The organism is Haloferula sp. A504, from assembly GCF_044385805.1.
GTDB lineage: Bacteria > Verrucomicrobiota > Verrucomicrobiia > Verrucomicrobiales > Akkermansiaceae > Haloferula.
Map to the genome: position 1 here is coordinate 1 of NZ_JBISBU010000187.1, position 701 is coordinate 701.

Consider the following 701-nt stretch of genomic DNA (forward strand, 5'->3'; position numbering starts at 1 on the left):
GACGATCTTCTTCTCGCCGACCGGGCCTACTGCTCCTACGCCTTCATCGCTGCGGTGCGAGCCCGGGGCGCCCACTGCGTGATGCGCCTGCACCAACGGCGCGACTCCGCCCTGGACTGGAGGAAGGGCCGCAAGCTCTCCGCGCATGAACGCCTCGTCACCTGGCGACGCCCGCATTTCTCCGCCGTGAAAAAACACACCACCCGCCAGGAGTGGGAGGCGCTTCCCGAAAGCATGGAGGTCCGGTTGATCCGACTCGACTACGAGGATCGTAGTGGGAAGCGTTCCAGGATGACTGTCGTCACCACGCTCACCGATGCGCAGCACCACGACGGCGTCGAGCTTCACGCCCTCTACGCCCGCCGCTGGGATATCGAACTGCGCCTGCGCGACATCAAGACCACGCTTGGCTTCGAGATGATCAACGCCAAGAGCCCGGCGATGGCACGCAAGACCCTCACGATGGTCCGGATCGCCTACAACTTGATGCGCCTGCTCATGCAGCGCGGCGCGCGGGAGGCCGGCGTGCCGACCGGAGCCATCAGCTTCAAGGAAACCCTCGACCTCGCGACCTCCATTCACGAGTCGTTCCGAAGTCTCGCGGGGAAGCCGCGCAAGAAGGCTGCACAGATGGGTTTCCTCGTCGAGATGGTAGCGACCCGGACTCTCGACCAAAGGCCCTTCCGACACGAACCAAGAGC

Annotated in this window: 1 protein-coding gene; it reads left to right on the forward strand. The window is 64.5% G+C overall.

Annotated features, from left to right (window positions below; genetic code table 11):
- A partial coding sequence (locus ACG2LG_RS24110) for a transposase (protein ID WP_396263452.1) occupies positions 1-701 on the forward strand: 701 nt, incomplete at both ends.